General features: G+C 62.5%; 18 protein-coding genes. 10 read left to right on the top strand and 8 right to left on the bottom strand.

Annotated elements, in window-relative coordinates; all coding sequences use genetic code 11:
• Positions 1 to 27: 27 nt before the first annotated feature.
• Positions 28 to 1,266 carry a Fic family protein gene (locus BACI9J_RS20320; protein ID WP_159735960.1) on the bottom strand — a complete coding sequence of 413 codons (1,239 nt, stop codon included), beginning with the start codon at positions 1,264 to 1,266 and terminating at the stop codon, positions 28 to 30.
• Positions 1,267 to 1,400: 134 nt separating this feature from the next.
• Here BACI9J_RS20320 and BACI9J_RS20315 point away from each other — a divergent pair, with 134 nt between their 5' ends.
• From BACI9J_RS20315 to BACI9J_RS20280, 8 genes are all read left to right on the top strand, one after another.
• Positions 1,401 to 1,910 (top strand): amino-acid N-acetyltransferase, encoded by a 510-nt coding sequence (locus BACI9J_RS20315; RefSeq protein ID WP_159735959.1) that lies wholly within the window; start codon positions 1,401 to 1,403, stop codon positions 1,908 to 1,910.
• A 170-nt stretch (positions 1,911 to 2,080) separates the two neighbouring features.
• Positions 2,081 to 3,529: an FAD-binding oxidoreductase gene (locus BACI9J_RS20310; protein ID WP_159735958.1), complete on the top strand. Its 1,449-nt coding sequence runs from the start codon at positions 2,081 to 2,083 to the stop codon at positions 3,527 to 3,529.
• A gap of 411 nt (positions 3,530 to 3,940) precedes the next feature.
• Positions 3,941 to 4,942 (top strand): dihydroxyacetone kinase subunit DhaK, encoded by a 1,002-nt coding sequence (dhaK, locus tag BACI9J_RS20305; protein ID WP_159735956.1) that lies wholly within the window; start codon positions 3,941 to 3,943, stop codon positions 4,940 to 4,942.
• 2 nt (positions 4,943 to 4,944) lie between these two features.
• Complete coding sequence (gene dhaL, locus BACI9J_RS20300) at positions 4,945 to 5,607, top strand: dihydroxyacetone kinase subunit DhaL (RefSeq protein ID WP_159735955.1); 663 nt, start codon at positions 4,945 to 4,947, stop codon at positions 5,605 to 5,607.
• Positions 5,604 to 6,296 (top strand): dihydroxyacetone kinase phosphoryl donor subunit DhaM, encoded by a 693-nt coding sequence (gene dhaM, locus BACI9J_RS20295; protein WP_159735954.1) that lies wholly within the window; start codon positions 5,604 to 5,606, stop codon positions 6,294 to 6,296. Before dhaL ends, dhaM begins: the two co-directional genes overlap by 4 nt.
• 91 nt (positions 6,297 to 6,387) lie before the next feature.
• Entirely contained in the window at positions 6,388 to 6,564 is a 177-nt protein-coding gene (locus BACI9J_RS20290) for a CsbD family protein (RefSeq protein WP_159735953.1), read from the top strand.
• 103 nt (positions 6,565 to 6,667) lie between these two features.
• Positions 6,668 to 6,928: a DUF4235 domain-containing protein gene (locus tag BACI9J_RS20285; protein ID WP_159735952.1), complete on the top strand. Its 261-nt coding sequence runs from the start codon at positions 6,668 to 6,670 to the stop codon at positions 6,926 to 6,928.
• A gap of 2 nt (positions 6,929 to 6,930) precedes the next feature.
• Positions 6,931 to 7,290, top strand: coding sequence for a VOC family protein (locus BACI9J_RS20280; protein WP_159735951.1), 360 nt, complete (start codon positions 6,931 to 6,933; stop codon positions 7,288 to 7,290).
• A 96-nt stretch (positions 7,291 to 7,386) separates the two neighbouring features.
• On the opposite strand, the gene BACI9J_RS20275 is transcribed toward BACI9J_RS20280, so the two are convergent.
• A complete protein-coding gene (locus tag BACI9J_RS20275; protein WP_159735950.1) occupies positions 7,387 to 7,899 on the bottom strand; it encodes a VOC family protein in 513 nt (170 codons plus the stop codon).
• Between the two features lie 79 nt (positions 7,900 to 7,978).
• Here BACI9J_RS20275 and BACI9J_RS20270 point away from each other — a divergent pair, with 79 nt between their 5' ends.
• Complete coding sequence (locus BACI9J_RS20270; protein WP_159735949.1) at positions 7,979 to 8,806, top strand: helix-turn-helix transcriptional regulator; 828 nt, start codon at positions 7,979 to 7,981, stop codon at positions 8,804 to 8,806.
• A gap of 24 nt (positions 8,807 to 8,830) precedes the next feature.
• Here the strand turns inward: BACI9J_RS20270 and BACI9J_RS20265 are convergent, their stop codons facing one another.
• The 6 genes from BACI9J_RS20265 to BACI9J_RS20240 form a co-directional block, all read right to left on the bottom strand.
• Complete coding sequence (locus tag BACI9J_RS20265; protein ID WP_159735948.1) at positions 8,831 to 9,136, bottom strand: hypothetical protein; 306 nt, start codon at positions 9,134 to 9,136, stop codon at positions 8,831 to 8,833.
• A 23-nt stretch (positions 9,137 to 9,159) separates the two neighbouring features.
• Positions 9,160 to 9,960, bottom strand: coding sequence for an SDR family NAD(P)-dependent oxidoreductase (locus BACI9J_RS20260; RefSeq protein ID WP_159735947.1), 801 nt, complete (start codon positions 9,958 to 9,960; stop codon positions 9,160 to 9,162).
• Positions 9,961 to 9,994: 34 nt separating this feature from the next.
• Positions 9,995 to 10,477, bottom strand: coding sequence for a MepB family protein (locus tag BACI9J_RS20255; protein WP_159735946.1), 483 nt, complete (start codon positions 10,475 to 10,477; stop codon positions 9,995 to 9,997).
• Positions 10,478 to 10,535: 58 nt separating this feature from the next.
• Complete coding sequence (locus tag BACI9J_RS20250) at positions 10,536 to 11,018, bottom strand: hypothetical protein (RefSeq protein WP_159735945.1); 483 nt, start codon at positions 11,016 to 11,018, stop codon at positions 10,536 to 10,538.
• 122 nt (positions 11,019 to 11,140) lie between these two features.
• Positions 11,141 to 12,091 (bottom strand): A/G-specific adenine glycosylase, encoded by a 951-nt coding sequence (locus BACI9J_RS20245; RefSeq protein ID WP_159735944.1) that lies wholly within the window; start codon positions 12,089 to 12,091, stop codon positions 11,141 to 11,143.
• Between the two features lie 346 nt (positions 12,092 to 12,437).
• Positions 12,438 to 13,685 carry a helix-turn-helix domain-containing protein gene (locus tag BACI9J_RS20240; RefSeq protein WP_236558790.1) on the bottom strand — a complete coding sequence of 416 codons (1,248 nt, stop codon included), beginning with the start codon at positions 13,683 to 13,685 and terminating at the stop codon, positions 12,438 to 12,440.
• Between the two features lie 236 nt (positions 13,686 to 13,921).
• Between BACI9J_RS20240 and BACI9J_RS20235 the strand changes: the two genes are divergently transcribed.
• Positions 13,922 to 15,712, top strand: coding sequence for a flavin-containing monooxygenase (locus tag BACI9J_RS20235; protein WP_159735942.1), 1,791 nt, complete (start codon positions 13,922 to 13,924; stop codon positions 15,710 to 15,712).
• Positions 15,713 to 15,724: the final 12 nt, after the last annotated feature.

The raw sequence follows: 15,724 nt of genomic DNA, 5'->3' as shown, positions 1-15,724 counted from the left end.
GTCTCGGAGGTCGGGCTGGGAACAGACTCACCGCGAAGACATTCGCCGGATCTCGGCGGCATAGCCGTCGAGGACCTCGAAGACTCCTTGGTGTTGCCACACCCGGTTGCGGCCCCGGCCTGACGCCTCGACGAGCACCCCACGGTCCGTGAGAGCATCCAGCGCACGTTGAGCCGCCATCTCACCGAGACCGAGTTCGCTCATCAGGTACTTTGAGTTCACTGCGGGCTGCCCTATCAGGGCAGGCAGCACTTTCCATGCTGCGGCGTCTGCTCGAAGGCCCGCCAGTTTGGTCCGGGATTCCTCTAATCGTGCTACGAGGTTGTCCACTAGTCGCGCCCCAGTGGTTGCGGCGATCCGGCTGGCCCTGGCGAACTCAAGGACGATAGGCCCGGCGTCGCCGGCGCGGAACGAGTCCAGTGCCTCGAAGTAGCGCCCTGTGTGGACGAGGAGACCCGCCGAGATCGGCACCGCCGTGGAACTGATCAAGCCTTTGTTGCGCAAGACCGATTGTGCCAGCGCGCGGCCGGTCCGACCGTTCCCGTCCGGGAACGGATGGATAGTTTCGAACTGGGCGTGGCTGACCGCGACCTGGACGAGTACGGGGACATCCTCTCGGCTGATAAATCCAACCAGGTCTCTGATGGCTTCGGGGATACGGCTGTGGTGAGGGGCTACGAAGTCGGCCATCCGAGGACCGGCCTCGCCACGGCCGATCCAGACCGGCTCGTCGCGGAATCGGCCGGCATCGAGAGGATCGAAACCGCGCTGATGGATCATCAGCGCCTTGTGCATAGCAAGGATGGCTTCCTCGGTGATGTCATCAGACAGTCGGAGGGCTGCCTCCATTGCGTGAACGTTGCCCACCACAGTGAGGGCGTTCGCCTTATCGCCCTCACTGATTTCAGCGAGGGCAAGCTGCTTCGCTGATGTCGTCAGCTGCTCGATCTGCGAGCTGGAGGCCGATTCCGTCCGTAGCAGGATTGCCGTCATAGGTCCGAGTGCGGGGTTATTCGTGCCAAGGGTCTGCTGCGCGTGCTTGTCGAACTCGATGAGCTGCCGTGTCGCATCCTCAACATCGGTATAAATCTCGCTGGAGAGGCGAGGGACCCAGTCCGCAATCGTGGCGGTGACTGCTGCCTGGTAGGGCCCGGTCTGGCGCTCAACCTCTGCGCGCGAGAACATCTCGGGTTCCTGCGGTTTCCACTGGTAGGTTTCGAATGAAATCGGGGCAATGGGGATGAGTGCCTCAGGAGGTATCGGCATATGTTCACGGTACCAACACTTAGATGAATAAGTGTTAGTAAGCGAGGAATTTCTTATCATCTATCTCTGCTGGCACCCGGCTGGAGATTCCGCCATAAAACGTGGGTCCAGCCGCTCGTAGTTAGGATGGGGGAGTGAATTCGACCTTCAGCCTTCGTCCTGCCCGCACCAGCGATGTGGCGGCTATCAAAAGGCTTGTGGCGCCCTTGGCTGAGGAGCGGATCCTCATGGCCAAGGAGACGGTGGCGTATTACGAGAGCCTCCAGGAATTCCGGATCGCCGAGTCCAGCGACGGCGAAGTCATTGGTTGCGGGGCCCTGCACGTGATGTGGGAAGACCTGGCCGAAATCCGCACCCTCGCCGCAGCTGACTCTTGGCGCGGGCGGGGCGTGGGGCACGTCCTCGTGGAGAACCTGCTGGAAGAGGCGAAAGCGCTGGGCGTCAGCCGGGTTTTCTGCCTGACCTTTGAAGTGGACTTCTTTAAGCGCCACGGATTCGAGGTTATGGCGGACCAGTCAGTAGTGGATCCCCAGGTGTACTCCGAGCTGCTGCGCTCGCATGACGAAGGTGTGGCCGAGTTCCTGGACCTGGCCCGGGTGAAGCCCAATACCTTGGGCAACACCCGCATGATCAAGCAGCTCTAGCGCCCTCGCAGCAAACTCTCACCCCTTATTGCGTGCCTGATGAGGCGCGGGACACAACCCTGCCCGATTATGAGTGATTTATTATCTCTTCTCTTATATCCAGTTGATGGATAAACTGATCAAGGCTTGCTGGGGAAGCTTCCACCACATCGGTCAATTGAGAGAAGATCATGCAGTCCCACGCGTCCTTTTCAGATGTTTCAGAACTCCAACTCAGCGTGCACGGTCCCGTGTTTACGCCTGCCGATCCGGGCTTTGCTCCCGAAGTAGCGGCCTTCAACCTCTCCACACAGCACCAACCCGATCTAGCCTTTGGCGCCCTCGATGCAGAGGACGTTTCCGCGGCTGTTCGCTGGGCAGCCGAGCGCGGCATGCCCGTCTCCGTTCAGTCCACCGGCCATGGCGCCACCAATGCCATTGAAGGCGGTTTGCTCATCAGCACCCGCCGAATGCTGGAACTCAGCATCGATCCCATCGAGAAGACTGCCCGCGTTGGTGCGGGCGTCCGCTGGAAGGCCGTGGTGGATCTCGCCGCGACGTTCGGCTTGATGGGCCTCTGCGGTTCCACTACCGACGTCGGGGTGGTGGGCTACACCTTGGGTGGCGGGCTGCCCATCCTGGGCCGCAAGTACGGCTTCGCTTCAGATCACGTGATTGCCTTTGAACTCGTCACCGCCGACGGCACACAGCGCCGGGTGACCAGGGACGAGAACCCTGAGCTGTTCCATCTCCTGCGTGGCGGCAAAGGAAACCTGGGCATCGTCACGGCCATGGAATTCCACCTCTTCCCGGCAGCTGACCTTTATGCGGGCGGGATGTACTTCGACGGCGGATATGCCCCTGAAGTCCTGCGGGCATTCCGGGAGTGGGTGCCATCACTGCCGGTGGAAGCGTCAGCATCCATGGCATTTCTCCGCCTTCCGGATATGGAGATGATTCCCGAGCCGCTTCGCGGAAAGTTCGTCATCCATCTCCGCTACGCCTATCAGGGTGACCTCACAACCGCCGCGGAGCTCCTCGAGCCTATGCGCGCGTGTGCACCGTTCATGATGGACGCCACCGGCCCCTTGAGTCCCGCGCAATTCGACACGATCCACCAGGACCCGGACCAGCCGGTGCCCGTTCGTGAGCATGGTTTTCTGCTGGATCGTTTGGACGAGCAAAGCGAAGAAACGTTGTTGCGGCACTTTGGCCCCGGGGTGGAAAGTCCTGTGCTGTTGGCCGAACTCCGTCTGCTGGGCGGTGCATTGGCGAAAAGCGCTGAGGGGGAAGACATGGTGGGTGGACGCGACGCAGCGTTTAGCTTCTTCATGGGCGCCATCGCGGTCCCTCCTGTGCTGGACATCCTGCCCACTGTCTTCAGCGCCGTTCACGAAGACCTTCGGCCTGCTGCGAATGCAGGGACGTTCGTGAACCTGCACGGCCACTTTGTGGATGCCGAGGACAGGGAAAAGCCGTGGCTTCCCGCTGCACGGGAACGGCTCAGGAAGGCCAAAGCGGAGCTGGACCCGAAGAACATGTTCAGTTTTGGTCACGTTGTAGGCCTTCCGGTGATCGATCAGACCGTGCTGTTGGAAGACGTTGTCACTGCCGGCGGCGACGCCGTCCTGAGCAGCTGAAGGGGATGCGGACCATGGACCATAGGGTCACGTTCCCCGATTTCTCCGCTTTTCAGATTGATATGCCCCACGGGTCTTGGCCGCACGAAGCCGCCTGGCAGGACGCGGGCCACTCCAACCCTGATCTGTACTCGGCCTTCTGGCCCGAGTACCAGGCCAGAAGTGAACCCGAGGCGGTGACAACGCAGGGCTCCGAGGATTAGCGGAGCCGAAGTACAGCGTCAACAAAAAAGAACAGCAACAGCGGAAAGGGACAGTCATTGGGGGCTGTCCCTTTCTGTGTCTGATCTCTGTCTGAATCCGGGAGCGGCCAGCTCCCTTTATGCACAACCGCTGCCATAAGCCCTACCGTGGCCACAGTCGCCGGTAGTAGGGTCAGAGCACCAGCCACAGCATGCCCAGGAGCATCACATGAAAAAGCTCATTAATGATCCACGCGCAGTGGTGGACGAGTCCGTTGAAGGTTTCGGCATGGCCCATGCCGACATTGTGGACGTCCATCCCGATCCCAAGTACGTCGTCCGGAAAGGCGCTCCCGTTGCGGGCAAGGTAGCCCTGGTCTCCGGTGGCGGCAGCGGTCACGAGCCCTTGCACGCGGGCTTTGTGGGCCTTGGTATGTTGGACGCGGCAGTCCCCGGCGCCGTTTTCACTTCGCCGACACCGGACCAAATCATCCCGGCCACCGTCGCTGTGGACTCAGGCGCCGGCGTCGTGCACATCGTGAAGAACTACACCGGCGATGTGCTGAACTTCGAGACCGCCGCCGAAATGGCGCAAGCTGAAGGCGTGCGCGTGCGCTCGGTGTTGGTCAATGACGACGTCGCGGTGGAGGACTCGCTGTACACGGCCGGCAGGCGAGGGGTTGGTGGAACAGTCCTTGTGGAGAAGATTGCCGGCGCGTCCGCCCAGCGCGGTGACGACCTTGACGCCGTCACGGCGATCGCCGAGCGCGTGGTGGCCAACGTGAGGACCATGGGTGTGGCCCTGTCCGGCTGCACGGTTCCGCATGCCGGTACGCCGAGCTTTGAGCTCGAGGAGAATGAGATCGAGATCGGCATTGGCATTCACGGCGAACCCGGCCGGCACAAGATCGCAATGGAAAGCGCTGATGCCATCACGGACCGCCTTCTGGGGCCTGTGCTGGAGGATCTGGCCCTGGCATCCGGGGAGAAGGTGCTGTTGTTCGTCAACGGCATGGGCGGCACCCCGCAGAGCGAGCTGTACATTGTGTACCGACGCGCAGCCCAAGTGCTGGCCGAACGCGGTGCCACCGTGGAGCGCTCGCTGGTGGGGAACTACGTGACCTCCTTGGAGATGCAAGGCTGCTCGGTGTCTGTGCTGCGCCTCGATGACGAGCTGACCAGGCTCTGGGATGCGCCCGTCCACACTGCAGCCTTGCGGTGGGGAGCTTGAGCATGGGCTTGGACGTCAACTGGGCTCTGGATTGGCTGAAACTCTCTGCCAAGGCCATGGACGAACACCGGGTGGAACTCATTGAGCTGGACCGGGCAATCGGCGACTCTGATCATGGCGAGAACATGGACCGCGGTTTCCAGGCCGTGCTGCAGAAACTGGATGAAACCCCGCCGGAGACGCCAGGTGCAGCATTGAAAGCTGCAGCCATGGCACTGATGTCCAAAGTGGGCGGCGCTGCCGGACCGCTGTACGGCACGGCGTATCTGCGGGCAGCAACTTCCCTGGGGGACACCAGCGATATCGATGCGGAGTCCTTGGCCGCTGCCCTCGCGGCAGCCCGTGATGGCGTGGTGGCCCGCGGCAAAGCCGAACTCGGCGACAAGACCATGATCGATGCGTGGACACCTGCGGTTGAGGCTGCCCAACAAGCCGCCGCGAGCGGCGCCGACGCTCTGGCAGTCCTGGAAGCGGCTGCCGAGGCGGCCGAAACAGGGGCCACGGCCACGGATCCGTTGGTGGCCCGCAAAGGCCGGGCCAGCTACTTGGGGGAGCGCAGCGCAGGTCATCGCGATCCGGGCGCCGCATCAACCGCGCTGCTCCTGAGGGCGGCCGCTGCCGCTGCCGCAGGGTCTACCGGTGACACGGGAACCGACGCCGTATGACCGTGGGGATTGTGGTGGTATCGCACAGCAGCAAGATTGCTGAGGGTGCGGTGGAACTCGCCGCGCAAATGGCGCCCGACGTCGAACTCGTCGCCGCCGGGGGAACGGACGACGAGCGGATCGGAACCAGCCTGGAGAAGGTGCTGGCCGCCGTCGAGCAGTCCTTGGTCGATTCCGGAGGCGACGGAGTGGTGGTGCTGACCGATCTGGGCTCGGCCGTCATGACAGCCGAGTCGGCGGTGGAATTTTCCAGCGATCCCGAGGCCGTTTTCCTGGCCGATGCGCCGTTGATTGAGGGGCTTGTTGCTGCTGCCGTCGCGGCTCAAGGAGGCGCCGGTGCAAAGGATGTCCGCCAAGCCGCGGAAGCTGTGGCCTTCGGCAACGTGCCCGCAGGCGTGGGGGGTCCGGAAATTTCTGACGGTGAGGATGAACCGGACGCGAGTGGCGACTTTGAGCTCATCAATCCCCTTGGAATGCATGCCCGGCCAGCTGCGAAAATCGCCGGGGGTTTATCCGGACTGGACGCGGAGGTGACGGTCAACGGCGTCGATGGCATGTCCATCATGGCGCTGATGGCACTGGCCGCCGGTAAGGGTTCCACCCTGCATGTTGAAGCAAGCGGCAGGGACGCGTTGAAGGCCGTGGAGTACGTGGGCAGGCTTGTGGAGGAAGGGTTCGGAGAGCTCTAGCTCGAAGATAATTTTCTCCCAAATATTGCTAAGTACACTGATTAGTGATGTTGTAGAGGTACAGGTTCACTACAAGGAAGAGGTGCGAAGCATGGGTGCTGACGACAAGATGGAGAACGCTGGCGAGAAGCTGGGCGGCAAGGCTAAGGAAGCCGCCGGAAAGCTCACTGACAATGAGCGCCTGGAAGCCGAAGGCAAGGGCGACCAGACGAAAGCCGACCTCAAGGGTGCCGGCGAGAAGGTAAAAGACGCCTTCAAGAAGGACTAAGAATCCAGGCAGGGCCGCTGCAATAGCAGCGGCCCTGCCTTGTCTTTGAGGCGATTGTTATGTGAGGCGTCGCTTGGCGACGCGCAACTTATGGAGGATCCTCGTGAACATACTGGTGAAACTTTTCGGCCTGGCCGTCAGCCTCGGGGCTGGCACGCTCGCAAACAAGACGCTGGAAGGCCTCTGGGAGAAGAAGACCGGTAAGCCTGCGCCCAAGGACGGAACCGACCTCAACGACTCGCTGCCCGGCGTTCTGGTCTTCGCTGTTGTGTCCGCAGGGGTGGGTGCCATAGTTCACGTTCTGACCCAACGGGGCACCAAGAGCGCCCTGGCCCGCATGAAGAAGACTGCTGACGAGGTTTAACAATGGCTATAGCTAAATACCCGAGTGTAGTGATCGATTGCCCAGACGCTGGTGCGTTGGCCGCCTTCTACGGCGAGCTGTTTGGCTGGGAAATCGAGGACAAAGGTGACTGGTTCGATATCCGTCCCGCCGACGGCAGCAATTGCATCTCCTTCCAGCAAGTAGAGGTGTACCAGCCTCCGGTGTGGCCCGGTCAGACCATTCCGCAACAGATGCACCTGGACATGGTGGTGGAGGATCTGGACAAGGGTGAGGAAGTTGCCCTGTCCCTTGGTGCGAGCAAAGCGGACCACCAGCCGGGCGAAACGTTCAGGGTGTTCCTCGACCCCGCCGGACACCCGTTCTGCCTCTGCCTCAGCTAAGGCCTCACCGGGGCGGGGCCCTCACCGGGGCGGGGCCCTGGCCCGGGCTCAGCCTTGGCCCGGCGCCGGGTGCCGGGGCGCTGCCTTGGCCCGGGTTCAGCCCTGCTGTGCGGCCCACTCATCAACGCGGCGGTTGCTCTCTTCTTCTGAGAGGTCCTCTACTCGCGTCATGATGGACCAGCGGACGCCGAACGGATCGCGGATGCTCGCATAGCGGTCACCCGAAACGAACGTGGACAGCGGCTCGCGGATGGTGGCTCCGGCCTGCTCCGCCTTTTTGACCAGACCGTCGGCGTCCTGGCAGTACAGTCCCAGGGAGTAGCAATCGTCCTCGCCACTGGGCGACGGAACCAAGTGATATTCCGGGCTGGGCTCGCCAAGCTGTAGGTGGCCGTTGCCGAAGTCGAGTTCGGCATGCACCACCACCCCTCCCATCTCGGTCTCGCCAACAACCCGCGCTCCAAATACATCGCGGTAGAACGCGATTGCTTCCCTGGCGTTGGGGACGGCGAGGAACGGTGTGAGGCTGGTCAGGCCGTTGGGTATGCCGTGCGTGGTGTGCTCACCGTGCGCTGCTGTGATGGACTCTGTGCTTGTAGTATCTGTCATGGTTACGACGCTACGGGTGCCTTGCCCCGTGGCGCTTGCAGATTTGCGACAGCTTTGATCCTCCACGGGAAAGGCTCTGATGGAAGGCTCGTTCAAGGGCATCCTTTATCCCGCGCGGCTGCCCACCTTCCACCGATTTCCCGCCCCCGCCTCCGTTGCCCACCTGGTGCAGTGGTTTTGGATTCCGGAGTGGAACATCGAGCCCGGCCGCTCATCACGGCAACACGTGATCGCCTACCCAACGTCCAATCTGGTGGTTCAAGGAGACGGGGTGGAGTTCTCCGGGCCAACAACCCGGGCCTCTTACCGTGACCTGACGGGCCAAGGCTGGGCAGTCGGCGCGCTACTCCGTCCCGCCGCCGTGCCACTGTTTACCGACAATCCCGCAGCTCTCCGTGACCAGGAAGCGGTGCTGGCTCTCACGGATCTTCACGGACCCGTATCGGCAGCCATGACGGCGGCCAAGGGTGGTGCCATGGGTTTGGATGACACTCACGACGCCGGCGCTCGCCGCGAGCGGGCAGTGGAAGCCTTGGTTGCCTGGCTGGTTTCGCTTGGGTTTGTTGCGTCAGAAGAGGCCTTGCTCGCCAACCGAATGATGGACCTGATCGCCACGGATCCTGAGGTGCTCTTGATGGAGGACGTGGCATCCCGTCTTTCAGTGTCCCCGAGAACCCTGCAGAGAATCGCCGGAAAGTACGTCGGTTTGAGTCCCTCCGCCCTCATCAGGCGCCGGAGGCTACAGGATGCCGCCGAGCTTGCCCGGTCCAACCAAACGGCGGACCTTGCCGCGATCGCCGTCGAGCTTGGCTATGCGGACCACGCCCACCTGACGAACGACTTCCGGAAGTACCTGGGTTTCACACCAAGTGGCTACCGGAAGTCGTTCGGTGCGGTTCCTGAATGACCTGCTGGCCCTGACCGGAATCCGCTAGCGATCCTCTTCGGAATCGTCGTCAGAGGTATTCAGTAGTCCGCGTCGTGCCAGATCCGCTTCCTCGGAGGCTTCCGGAGGCAGCGGGTCGGTGGCGTCCGGGACGTCGCTCGGAGCGTAGTCCGCAAGGCCGGCGGCAACTCGTTCCTGTTCCACGGCTTCCTGGTAAACGTCGTCGTCGATGCCCTCAGGCATCTTGCCGTGGCCCGAACGGTCGGGATTCGGCAAGGCATCGTCCTGCGGAACGATGACGTCCTCGACGGCTTCGCCGGCGGTGTTCTGTTCTTCGTTGGGTTGAGTCATGACTACTCCTTTTGTTCTGGTGATTATTTGTCTTTCCCGGATCCTGGCTCGCTGAGTTTGCGGTTGAATTCGGCTCCTGCGGCGTCCGGCATGACGTTGCTGCCCAGGCCCATGGTGCGGGATTTGAGGGAGCCGCCCAGCACATTTCCGTCCCCGTCCATCAGCCCTTTGAAGCCCTGTTTGGCAACCAATGCCGGATCATCCTTTTCGTCAGCCCCCACCTTGGTGTCCAGGAGCTCTGCGCGTTCAAAAAAGTCCGTCTCCGTGGGCCCGGGCAGGAGGGTGGTGACACTCACTCCGGTGTCCTTCAACTCGTTTCGCAGCGCCTGCCCGAAGGACTGCACAAAGGCCTTGGACGCACCGTAAATGGCTTGGAAGGGTGCCGGGGCCCGGGAGATGACCGAGGAGGTGAAGAGGATCTTTCCCTTGTTGCGTTGGACCATATCCGAAGCAACCCACTTGGCGATCACCACCGTAGAGGTGACATTCAGGTCGATCGTTTTGAGTTCCTCTTCAAGGTCGGTTTCCACAAATGGACCGCCCACTCCTATGCCGGCGTTGATGGCGGCTGCTTCCAACGGCCGGCCCAGGGTGGTGACCGCCGTGTGCAAACGAGTCATGCCCTGCCTGTCCGTGAGGTCGATCTGTTCTGCATAGACCTCCCCGCCGAGACCCTTCAGTTCCTCCGCTGCCGCGTGGATCTTTTCATTTTCAGCGACTATGAAGGTGTCGAATCCGTTGCTGAGGAACTGCTTCGCCAGCTCCAATCCGATGCCGCTTGAAGCGCCGGTGACCAGTGCCAGCGGCCGATCAGTAGTGGTCATGGTGGTTGCCTTTCGGATGTCAGTAACAGTCAGATTACTGAGTATTATCCGATGTGGCACTACCTTCAGTGAAGTATCCACACTGCCATTGCCGGGTCCGGACCGCCTGCCGATTACTCACTTCGGACCACGGTGGATACACCCGGAAACCACGCTTTCCGCCGGTGCCGTTCACGGACACGATTCCTTGCTTGACCAGCGCCGATTTCGGGAAGGCGAAGTAGCCCGCCCTGGTGCCTTCCCGGACTGTTATTACCAGCAAATCAGCGCCGTCTTCGGCGGGGAAGGGCTCAGTGGAGCCGTCCTTGGCGCGGCGCCAAACGGCAACAAACAAGCCCACCTTCGTGGGGGTGAGCTTTCCCACCCGGAACCGGATCAATTCCTGCCCGAGGTTGACGACGGCGGCGCCGTACTCAAGATTGTCGGCCTCGGCCGCCGGTGTTGAGGACGTTCCGGCTGGTTGGCTGAGATGCCGCAGTGCCTCAGTTACGTCGGGATGAACATCATGGTCAGGCACCCTCTCATCCTATGGTGCTGGCCCCGCCCTAGGGCTGCCGCCCTAGGGCCGCCCCAACCTACCGCTGCCGCAACCCCTCGCCGTCCAGCATCAGGCCCGCGGAAATCACGAGGCCGCACTGCTCGCCGTAGGGGTAATCACCCTTGGGTGTAAAGGTCACTGTGCGCACGGGTAGCGCGATGCCATCCGGGGAAGTTCCTGTCACGGTTGCCTCAAGGGGGCTTTCGCTGAGGGACGGAAGTTCGAGAAAGCCCTGGAGAGTCCCGTCCGGCGATGACGTCGCTGAGCACACGCCATCCGGGGCGCAGCCCTGGTCCACGGATGTAGCGCCGGGGTTCAGCATGATGTCCTTCTCAGTGCAGACGCCGTCCTGGCACGCCTTCAACCTCAGTGAAGCAACATCCGGGGCGTACGTGGCCGCGACGGCCAAGGAAACGCCGGCTACGTGTCCGATCGCCGGGCATCCCACGGGTTCATCGACGCAACCAGGAAGCAGCGCTGCAGTCCCCATGAGAGTCAAAGCCAGCCCGATTTTGCCCATGCTTCAGGGTAGGACCCAGGGCTGCCGGTGTCCCCGAAATCCGGCCAAGGAACGCAAACAGCTTCGCATCGTTACGGTTCCAAAGCCGCCCGTTGCCAAACCGACACCGCACCCGAGGAGCGCTACGCCGGAAGCCGCAAACCGCCGTCGTGCATCTCTGCCAGGCCGTCCAACAAGAGGCCCTCAAGGGCGCGCTCAAGTTGCTCGGGCGCTGAGTTCAAACGGTGCAGGGCGGCGAGCGGGATTCCGACGCCTGACGGAGCGAACCCGAGATCTGCCGGCGCTTGCTCGAACATTTCGCGGGGGACCGGGCTGGAAGCTTCACGGAGGACGGCCATCACGGCGCCGCGCACCTGCCGGTCCGTGCCGTGCCAGGACTGCCCCTTGGGGACGTACGACGGCGGCGGCTCGCCGGCCGCGAGCCACGCGCAACTGGAACGAACCGGGCACTCAACGCACTTGGGACTGCGCGCGTTGCACACCATGGCGCCGAGTTCCATGACGGACGCGTTCCAGCGCACGGACAGTTCCTGGTCCTCGGGCAGGAGGGCCTCAGCCAAGCGCATCTCCGCGGCGGTCAACGCTGGCGCCGGAAGCGCGTTGCCGGAGATGAGCCGTGCATGGACCCGCCGGATGTTGGTATCCACCACGGTTTCGCGGCGGCCAAAAGCGAAAGCTGCGACGGCGGCCGCTGTGTAATTACCGACGCCCGGCAACCCCAGAAGCTCGTCATAATTGTCAGGTACCTCGCCACCGTGCTGATCACGGATAGCGACGGCTGCCGCATGGAGCCTTAAGGCACGGCGTGGATAACCGAGGCGCCCCCAATGGCGGACGGCTGCGCCGGACGCTTCATCGGCAAGGTGGGCGGGCGTGGGCCAGCGTTCCATCCAATCCAGCCACACCGGAAGAACCCGGACAACTGGGGTTTGCTGCAGCATCACTTCACTGACCAGGATGCCCCACGGGCTGCAATCAGGCTCCCGCCACGGGAGGTCGCGGGCGGTCTCAGCGAACCACTGATCAAGGGCTTGGTGGAGGCCTGCCAGCGGGCCTGAATCGGGAAGTGTCATGCTGCCATCCACTGTAGTGGAAGCGGGGCGGCTCGGCGCCCCGGGAGGTGGCGACGAGGGGACACATCGCGGTGCTGATGGTCAGTCTGGTGACAATTGACGTGACCGGGAACGGTGCGCCTGCGCTGGAGTTGAGCGTGCCTGGCCGCGTCCTGCTGAAAGTGACCATGAACCGGACCTTGGAAGGTACCGGTGTCCGGATCGTCGAACTTTGTCCAACTCAGAAGAGGAAAGTTCCAGTCCAAGAACGCTGGCACTTGCCCTCGTGGATGACGTGCTCAGCCGGGAGCGCCACAACGAAACCATTGGCATCCCGATCAGCGGCACCAAAACGCTGCGTACGAGCTTACGCCCGTAGCTCCTGATCAATCCTTTTCATTCGAGCACGCACCAACTGGAAACGCGCGTCCCAGGGACCAGTCAAGTTTGTCAACGCGGCAGCGGCTGCCATATCGCCGGAGCCCATATCGCTTGCGCACCAGCGTGAGATCAGGTCGGCGTCTCCGCTGGAACGGACGGAGGCCGCAACTGCCTCATTCAATTCGTCACGCATGAGCCCCACGGTCAGATTTGTTGAGCGGTTGAGTAAGCGGGCAGGGTACGCTGCCAATGCTTCTCCGAGGCGGCCGGCCCGCAAATACCCTGCCACTGCGTCTGCGTCGGACATCACACGCACGCCGGCGGCAAAACGGTATGGATTGGGTTCCACCACCGCACCCAGCACCGCGCGGATTCGGTGCATTTCCGTCCGGATTGTCGCGGCCGCTCCGTCCTCGCCGTGCAATTGGTAGGCCAGCTCTTCTGCGCTCCAGCCTTGTGTTCGGGATGCCAGTAAAGCCAGTATTTCGGCTCGGCGCAGCGTGATTGGAATGCTACGGCCGCCATCGAGCTCTGCTGTGGGCTTGTCGCCGAGCAGCCGCAGAAACAGTGTGGAGGCGGTGCTGGGACCGGAAAGCCTGACGGTGGTATGTGGACTCGCCTCCGCCGACGGGCCCGCGGATCTCAGCAATTCCTCCGCTAACCGGACGCCGCAACGCACCATCCGCAGGCTGTCCGGCGTTACTGTATCGATCGGTCCGGAAACATCCAGCACGCCCACGATTTCCCCGCTAAAAGGGTCACGGATCGGGGCGGCTGTGCATGCCCAGTCGTGGTGTGTCCGGACTAGGTGCTCGGCCGAAAACAACTGGGCCGGACCGCCTGTAATAAGCGCTTCACTGATGGCATTGGTGCCGATACCGGACTCGGACCAGTCTGCACCTTCAACGAACTCCAGCGAGTCCGCCAGCCGCAACGCTGACCCGCTGCCTACCCGCCACAGCACCTCACCTTGACTGTCAGTCACGATCAGCAGGTGACGGCCGGCGGCGGACTCATCAGCAAGCATCTGAGACAAAGGCGGAACCACCGACGCCAGGCGGTGTGTGGCGCCCAACGAGCGGGCTTCAGATATGTCATGCAGATGCACCGGGCTGTGCCGCTCTGGATTGATCCCCAGCGCCAGGGAGCGGCGCCACGACTCAAGCAACGATGCCGAGAACGCGGGATCCGGCGAGCCGGACAGGGTGGCCTCCTGCGCACTGCGGAGTCTCATGGCGTACTCCCGAGGGGAGGAGAAACGTAGCCCAGGATCGGGCGCCAACGCGTGCCGCATGTGTCCACTCCCAATTCGCCTTTGAATCCGTCCACTAAGACCCCACAGCAAAAGGGGGTGGGGTCGGTGTAACCCGATTGTAACCCCCCGTGGCATGTACTTGTGATACGAGTCACCATCCGGGCGGGTGTAACGGAAGCGGGAATGACTCATCGCTTGCTATGGAAAGAGGAGACATGCCTGAGACCGCAAACGGCATAGCCGAGGCGTGGCTGGCGCAGTTCGACGAGGCGCTGCGCAGCCGCAACACCGAGGCAGCATTGGAATTGTTCGAGGACGAGTCGTATTGGCGCGACTTTGTATCCTTCACCTGGAATCTCAAGACGCTCGAGGGCAAGGACCAGATCAGGAACATGCTGGACGCCACTCTCGAGGATATCCAGCCACATAACTGGATCCTGGCCGAAGACGCAACCGGCGACGCCGCTAACAGCGAAGCATGGGTCAACTTCGAGACCTCCCAAGCCCGTGGATACGCACACTTGCGGCTGCGCAACGGCAAGTGCTGGACCCTGCTCACCACCATGCAGGAACTGAAGGGCTTCGAAGAGAGGAAAGGGCCCAACCGCGAAAAGGGCGTGGCCCACCACATCAGCAAGGGTCGCAAGTCGTGGCTCGAACTCAAGGAGGAACAAGAAGCCAGGCTCGGCTACGAGGACCAGCCGTATACGGTGATTATCGGCGGTGGACAGGGTGGCATCGGCCTCGGCGCTAGGCTCCGCCGGCTCGGCGTGCCCACCATTATCATCGAGAAAAACGAAAAGCCCGGCGACTCTTGGCGCAATCGGTACAAGTCCCTGCACCTGCACGACCCCGTCTGGTACGACCACCTGCCATACCTGAAGTTCCCGGATGACTGGCCCGTTTTCGCGGCCAAGGACAAGATCGGCGACTGGCTGGAGCACTACACCCGCATCATGGAGCTGAACTACTGGTCCAGCACCGAATGCACCAACGCCCGCTACGACGAAGACGCCCAGGAATGGATCGTCCAAGTCATCCGAGACGGCGAGCCGGTCACCTTGCGTCCCAAGCAGCTCGTCTTCGCCTTGGGCGTCTCCGGTTACCCCAACGTGCCAACGTTCGACGGTGCCGAGAGCTTCCTGGGGGAGCAGTACCACTCCTCCAAGCACCCCGGTGGCGGTGACTGGACAGGTAAGAAGGCCGTGGTGATCGGGTCCAACAACTCGGCCCACGACATCTGCGCCGACCTCTGGGAACACGGCGCCGACGTCACCATGATCCAGCGCTCGTCCACCCACATTGCCCGCAGTGAGTCCCTCATGGACCTGGCCCTTGGTGATCTCTACTCGGAGAAGGCGCTGGCCAACGGCGTCACCACGGAGAAGGCCGACCTCCTGTTCGCCTCGCTGCCGTACCGGATCCTCCCGGACGCCCAGATCCCGGTCTACCAGGAGATGGCCACGCGCGACGCCGATTTCTACTCCCAGCTCGAAGCGGCGGGGTTCGAGCTGGACTTCGGAGTGGACGGCTCGGGGCTGTTCCTTAAGTACCTGCGGCGCGGCTCCGGCTACTACATCGACGTCGGGGCCTCCCAGCTCATCATCGACGGCCGCGTGAAGCTGGCCAACGGTCAGGTCAGAAAGATCACCGGCAACGCTGTGGTGATGGACAACGGCACCGAGTTGGAAGCCGACGTGATCATCTACGCCACCGGCTACGGTTCCATGAACGGCTGGCTCGCGGACCTCGTTTCACCCGAGGTGGCGGACAGGGTAGGCAAGTGCTGGGGCTTCGGTTCCGATACCCCCAAGGACCCCGGGCCGTGGGAGGGAGAACTTCGCAACATGTGGAAGCCCACCAACGTGCCCAACCTCTGGATCCACGGCGGCAACCTGCACCAAAGCCGCCACTATTCCAACTACCTGGCCCTGCAGCTCAAGGCCCGGCTGGAGGGGCTGTCCACACCGGTGTTTGAGCTCCAGGCATCGCACCACACCCGCTGATAACCACCCGCC

Source organism: Arthrobacter sp. 9V, from assembly GCF_902506065.1.
Taxonomy (GTDB): domain Bacteria; phylum Actinomycetota; class Actinomycetes; order Actinomycetales; family Micrococcaceae; genus Arthrobacter.
This window is presented reverse-complemented; position numbering and strand designations above follow the sequence as displayed.